Annotated in this window: 6 protein-coding genes; all 6 read right to left on the reverse strand. The window is 47.8% G+C overall.

Going from position 1 to position 5,908, the window contains the following annotated elements:
• Positions 1-310: 310 nt before the first annotated feature.
• On the reverse strand, positions 311-1,741 hold the full coding sequence (gene trmE, locus C4B57_11450) for a tRNA uridine-5-carboxymethylaminomethyl(34) synthesis GTPase MnmE (protein ID PXF52063.1): 1,431 nt from the start codon (positions 1,739-1,741) through the stop codon (positions 311-313).
• A 148-nt stretch (positions 1,742-1,889) separates the two neighbouring features.
• Positions 1,890-2,729, reverse strand: a complete 840-nt coding sequence (locus tag C4B57_11455; GenBank protein PXF52064.1) for a hypothetical protein — start codon at positions 2,727-2,729, stop codon at positions 1,890-1,892.
• Positions 2,730-2,744: 15 nt separating this feature from the next.
• Positions 2,745-4,433: a membrane protein insertase YidC gene (locus C4B57_11460; protein PXF52065.1), complete on the reverse strand. Its 1,689-nt coding sequence runs from the start codon at positions 4,431-4,433 to the stop codon at positions 2,745-2,747.
• Between the two features lie 133 nt (positions 4,434-4,566).
• Positions 4,567-4,779 (reverse strand): membrane protein insertion efficiency factor YidD, encoded by a 213-nt coding sequence (locus C4B57_11465; protein PXF52068.1) that lies wholly within the window; start codon positions 4,777-4,779, stop codon positions 4,567-4,569.
• Positions 4,780-4,797: 18 nt separating this feature from the next.
• A complete protein-coding gene (gene rnpA, locus C4B57_11470; GenBank protein PXF52066.1) occupies positions 4,798-5,157 on the reverse strand; it encodes a ribonuclease P protein component in 360 nt (119 codons plus the stop codon).
• A 50-nt stretch (positions 5,158-5,207) separates the two neighbouring features.
• A complete protein-coding gene (locus C4B57_11475) occupies positions 5,208-5,342 on the reverse strand; it encodes a 50S ribosomal protein L34 (GenBank protein PXF52067.1) in 135 nt (44 codons plus the stop codon).
• Between the last annotated feature and the right edge of the window lie 566 nt (positions 5,343-5,908).

Here is a 5,908-nt window from a genome sequence, read left to right on the forward strand (position 1 = left end):
ACCCCGGCTCCTGAGCGCAGCGAAGGAGAACGGGGAGGGGGCAAGACTCCCCCATGTCAAAAGCCTTAAGAAAACAAGGGGCTGAAGTGTGAAGTGAAAAGAAATATCCCCTTCCAGTGAACGGTTACGTGAGACTACGGGTTCACCGGATATTTATATTTACCTGCAACCCGCCAAACCGTAAGCGTTTACAGGGTGCTGCAGATGCGAGGCGGAGGGTATGCAGACGTACTCCCTGTACTTCAAGTGCCCGGCCTGGCTGCCGGCAGGCAGGCAACAAAGCAGATGCGGTGCTCCTGTAAACGCTCACCTATTTGCCAAGGCAGAAATGGCTGAAGATGTGGTCCAGCACTTCATCAGTGACGCTGTCCCCTGTGATTTCTCCCAGGGCATTCATTGCCTCTCTTAAATCAATGGAAACCAGATCAGGACTGACACGCTGAGAAATACTGTCAATTGCCCTGTTCACAGCCTTGCGCGCCGTCTCCAGGGCCTCTTTTTGCCTCATGTTAGGTACTATATCAGGAGGCTCTGCCGGCGCATCATCCAATAATTTATTTACAAGAAGCCTTGACAGGCTCTCGAGCCCTTCTCCTGTAATTGCAGATATCCCCACCCAAACGTTTCCTTTCATCTCCTTCAGGCGGTTGAAGATCTCGCTTGCCTGCTTTCCGGCTGCGGATTCCCAGAAATGAACCTTATCTATCTTGTTAAATGCTATGAGAATTTTTTTTCGCTTTGTAAAGGTATCCAGTATCTCCAAGGCCTTGAAGTCTTCATCACGCAAGGGCTCACTCAGATCCAGCATCCAGATAACAGCGTGTGCGAGTTTTGCCTTTTTTCGGATTCTTTCAATGCCGATCGTTTCTATTAGATCAGGGTCTGGCCGGATGCCGGCAGTATCAATCAATCTAACCAATATCCCTTCAAGGTTAACTGCCGCCTCTATCGTGTCCCTGGTGGTACCCGGGATGGAAGTTACAATGGCTCTGTCCTCACAGGCCATGGCGTTAAGAAGGCTGGATTTGCCCACATTCGCCCTGCCGACAATCAGGACTTCTGTTCCTTCCTTATAGATTTTTCCCCTATCGAATGCATCGATCATGGCATTAAGGGGGTCCCGGGCACCGGTTATCAGAAGCTCCCTGAGCCTTGTCTCCGTGATAATTTCTATGTCTTCATCCGGATAGTCTATGGCTACTTCAAGTGCGGCCATGGATTCTTTGACAGCATCACGAATTTCCTTAATCCCTTTGGACAGACATCCCTGCAATTGCCTGACCGCAAGCTGTCCTGCGGTGTCCCCGCAAGCCAGGGACAAATCAAGCACGGCCTCTGCCTGGGTGAGGTCGATCCTGCCGTTCAAAAAGGCCCTTTTTGTGAATTCGCCGGGGTCTGCCAGACGTGCACCCTGTTTGATCAGTGTCTCAAGAATGTGACGTAAGACTGCGGGACCGCTGTGACATTGAATTTCCAGTACGTCTTCTCTTGTATAGCTGTGAGGGGCCTTCATCAGTACGGCCAGGACCTCATCCAGAACGGCACCATCCTGTGGGTTGCAGGCCCGGCCGTAGTAAAGCCGATGGGATTGTATCATTTCAATCCGCTTTGCCGGCCGGAATACGGATCTGAAAAGTTGTGCCGAAAGGGGACCGCTTACCCTGATTATCCCGATACCACCCGGTCCTGACGGAGTTGCCAGGGCGGCTATTGTGTCGTTCTCTCTATATATGTCAGGCACGTAACCGTTTACACTCCTTGATAATCGGCAGACTTTTGCAGGGTTTCAACCGCGGGCAGATTGCAACATAAGCGGCATTTGCACCGGATTATGCTTTGAAATCCGAAAAAAGTCTGCCGATTATCAAGGTATGGACTAAATAATTCAGTCAGGCACTGCTATTTTTTTTATTGCGTTGCCGTTGTTTGGCTGTTCGGCGGACCGGGCTGATCACGACCTTGCGCATGATTCCTTCGCCTATGCTGTGAGTGCGTACTCCCTTAACGTCCTTGAGGGTCAGGTGGACCAGTCTGCGTTCTGTGGCCCCCAACGGCTGAAGTGTAAACGGACGCCCTGTTTTCTGGGCCTTTTTTGCCGTGCGGTGTGCAAGAAGCGAGATGCTCTTTTCTCTTTTTTCCCGGTAGCTCTGTGCTTCCAGCCTGACCCCGGCGTGGCTTTTGAGTCTGTGTCGCAGAATACGGTTGACTATGTATTCTAATGCATTGAGATTCTGGCCCTCTTTCCCTATGATTAAAGAAAGATCTTCACCGGATATATCCAGGTAAGGTCCTTCTTCGCCGATCTTAATCACTACCTGTCCCGCAAGACCGGCCTTATTCAGAAGCTCTTCGGCAATCTCACGGGCCAGAGAGATGTGTTTATCCCGATCTTCCGGAGCCTCTATATCACCGGATTCGATCATGCTTCCTTCAGATTCAGGCGGTTCGAGTATGCCTTGATCGGCCACAGCCTCTTCCTCCTGCCCGCTTCCTTCTTCTGTCTTTTCTTCTGTGACTTGAGATCTGGATTTTTTAAGCACGGCCTGAATCTTGGCCTTGCGCCCCCCCAGTCCGAAGATGCCTGTGAACCCCCGGGTGAGTATATTGATTTCAAGATCGTCAGGTTCTGCCTTAAAATATTTGCATGCAGCTTCTATGGCGTAGTCTACGGTTTTGCCGACAAATTCTTTTGATCCTTGTGTTGCTACAGAAGATTCATTGTCTGTCATTATCTTTTATTCCACTTAATTTGTAAATTTGTTCACATAGTGTTGTTGTGCAATAGAAAGTACGTTGTTAACCAACCAGTAGAGCACCAATCCAGAGGGAAAATTAATGAACATAAAGGTAAATATCACCGGAAGAAACTGCATCATGCGGGCCTGGGTCGGGTCAAGAGAAGAAGGGCTTAATTTCTGCTGTAAATACATGGAGACGCCCATAAGCAGGGTAAGTACCGGTATGCCTCCCAGGTAAGGAATGTTTACCCCTGGTATCATCAGCCGGTCAGGAGCTGAAAGGTCGTTTATCCACAGCATGAAGGGGGCATGGCGCAGTTCTATCGATTGAAGCAATACTTTGTACAAGGCAAAAAATACCGGGATCTGAAGCAGCATAGGCAGACAGCCGCTCATGGGATTCACTTTGTAGGTTTTATAGAGCTGCATGAGTTCCTTATTCAGCTTCTCTTTATCATTTCCATAGCTTTCTTTCAGCTTGGCCAGTTTCGGCTGAAGTTTCTGCATGGTCTTCATGGACTTGGCGCTCTTTTGCGCCAGGGGCCAGAAGGCGACCTTTATCAGTATGGTAACAATAATTATGGCAATGCCGTAATTATGAATAAATCTGAAAAAGAATTTGAGAATATATAAAAGAGGCTTGGCAATCGGATCAAACCAACCAAAATTTATGGCCTTGGAGAGATTGTGTCCAAGGGCGTTCAGGCGGTCGATTTCTTTTGGTCCGAAATATACCCCCAGATTTAAGATCTCGACTCCCTGTGCCGCGCTTCCAGGAGCCGGCTTGAGTGCAGTCAGCCGGCTTTCAGTCAGGCCGTCGGCCTCTTTTTTCTCAATCGATATATTCCAGGGTCCCTGGCTGGCAACAGGGATTAAAGCTGTAAGGAAATAGTTGTCACCATAACCTATCCAGTCAACCTGACCCGTGTACGTATGCTTTTCCCCCATTTTTTTTAGTTTTACTTCTTGCAACGAATTGTTGCCATAGTAGGCAGGGCCTGCAAATGTAAACCTGTTTTTTTTCTTGCCTGGTTTATTGTACAAGAATACCGACCCCGGGATGGTCCCCGCCCCTGACAACCGGATAGATAGATCTATCCAGTAACTTCCCTGATGAAATGTGTATGTCTTTGTGACTTTAATACCGTTAGGCATATCGCAAGTAAATTTCATCCGCGCTTCTTCGTCGGCCTTTGTAAGTTTCAGGCCTTCCTTGTCCGGTTCAAAGAAACAGGACGAAAGGTCTATCGGCGGCTGGGATTCCAGCCGAAGTCCAAGAGGTAGATACGGGGGAGAGACATTGATCAAATTCACGGGAGCAGCGTCGCCTGAAAGCGTTGCCGGATATTCCTTTAAAAAGTAATTTTTGACCGTCCCGCCCTTTTCTGAGAAAACGAGACGGTACAAATCCGTTTCCACAGTGAAGTCTCTTGCCTTGCGGAGCGGTGCCTTTGTGTCAATTTGAATGTCAGGGCGGCTTATGCCGCTGGGGACGGAGACATCGGCCCCCCCATAAGTGCGAACGGGTTTCCCATACTCATGGCCTGGGGCCTGCTTGCCGGAATCCGCTGCAGGGACATCCTTATCAGCGGTCTTTTCACGAGGCGGCCTTGATACATTACCACCCAAAAAATACTGAAATACAAGCAATACTGCCAAGGACAGAACTAATGCCAACAATGTGCGTGAATCCATTGTAGTAAACCTTAATCACCAGAGACGTCTTCTAATCACAATCTTCGGCTTTCCATCGGAGTCAGGTAAGCAAAGCAGCCGGTCAGGTAAAAATTTCTGCTACAAAAGACCTTCTTAACGTAAACCGGAAAAATCAGGGGACAGGGTCGTATCCGCCCGGAGTCCAGGGATGACACCTCAGGAGTCGTTTGGCAGTCAACACCATACCTTTAATGGGACCATGCCTGATGACGGCTTCCTCTGCGTATCGAGAGCAACTGGGAACGAAACGGCAAGACATTGGTAAAACAGGAGAAAGCAATAGCCTGTATATTCTAAGGAAGGAAAGTATTAACTTACTTAATATATTCTTGGTATTCAATTGTTAACACCTGTTCGGATCCTTAAATGCCTTGGCAAGATTGCTCCTGAGTTCATTACGGTCAAGTTGAAGAAATTCCCTGCAGGGCATAAAAACCAAATCATGACCAGGAGGAAAAATTCCCTTGTTCGTGCGGAATAACTCCCTGATCAGCCTTTTTGCTCTATTTCTTCTGGTGGCTCCACCAATTCTTCTGCCGGCACTTATCCCGATCCTGCAGTACGGCAAAGAATTTCCTGCAAATATAATAGTGAGGCCGTACAGCTTTATTCGTTTCCCCTCTCGATAGACCCTGATAAAATTTTCCGCGTCTGTCAACCTCTCTCTTCTCGAAAGTGATTTGGTATGTAAAGACCAGCCCATTTTAAGGCTTTTTCACTTTACGTAAAGAGAGCTCACTTCACAATAACCTTTTACGCTGATAAACTGTGTCTCCCCTTTGCTCTGCGCCTGTTCAATATTCTGCGGCCTGCCTTTGTACTCATACGTTTACGAAATCCATGGGTCCTCTTTCTCTTTAAATTGTTAGGCTGAAAGGTCCTTTTCATATTAATCAGCTCCCTGCTGCCAGGCTGTATTTGCTATTTATTATTGTCGGATCCTGAACAGACTGCTTATATAAATGAGTCAATTAAGTGGCCGACAAGCTACAGATTCATACCCATATGCTGGGTATATGTCAAGATGAGTTGCCCAGCCCAAGTGAAATCTATTATCAAAATTGCCTGTGGTCAAAAATGTCTATTTTTAGGGTCTTTTCAGCAAACAAAATCTTGAATTTTGCAAGCGGCCCTGATTTTATTTGTTTTGAAGTTGCATCCGCTCAAAAGTAGTTTATCCGGCTTCATTTCTTGCCAACCGGAAACGCCTTTGGTAGGGTTTAATTCCGTTTGAAAGAGATTTTATTGTAAATATTCGGTGAACCCGTTATATCCTGCCTTGAAGCGGTTACCTTTTTCCGGGTTTCAAAGCTCACTCATCGCAGACCGGAGAGGCAGTGCAATCCGGCCCGCTACCCGAAACCCTGCAAAAGGCAAACCGCTCCTGCGGCAAGGGCACGGATGGCAACTTCCACAGTGGACCACGGGTTCACCGAATATTTACATTTTATTTT

It is taken from the genome of Deltaproteobacteria bacterium (assembly GCA_003194485.1).
GTDB lineage: Bacteria > Desulfobacterota > Dissulfuribacteria > Dissulfuribacterales > UBA3076 > UBA3076.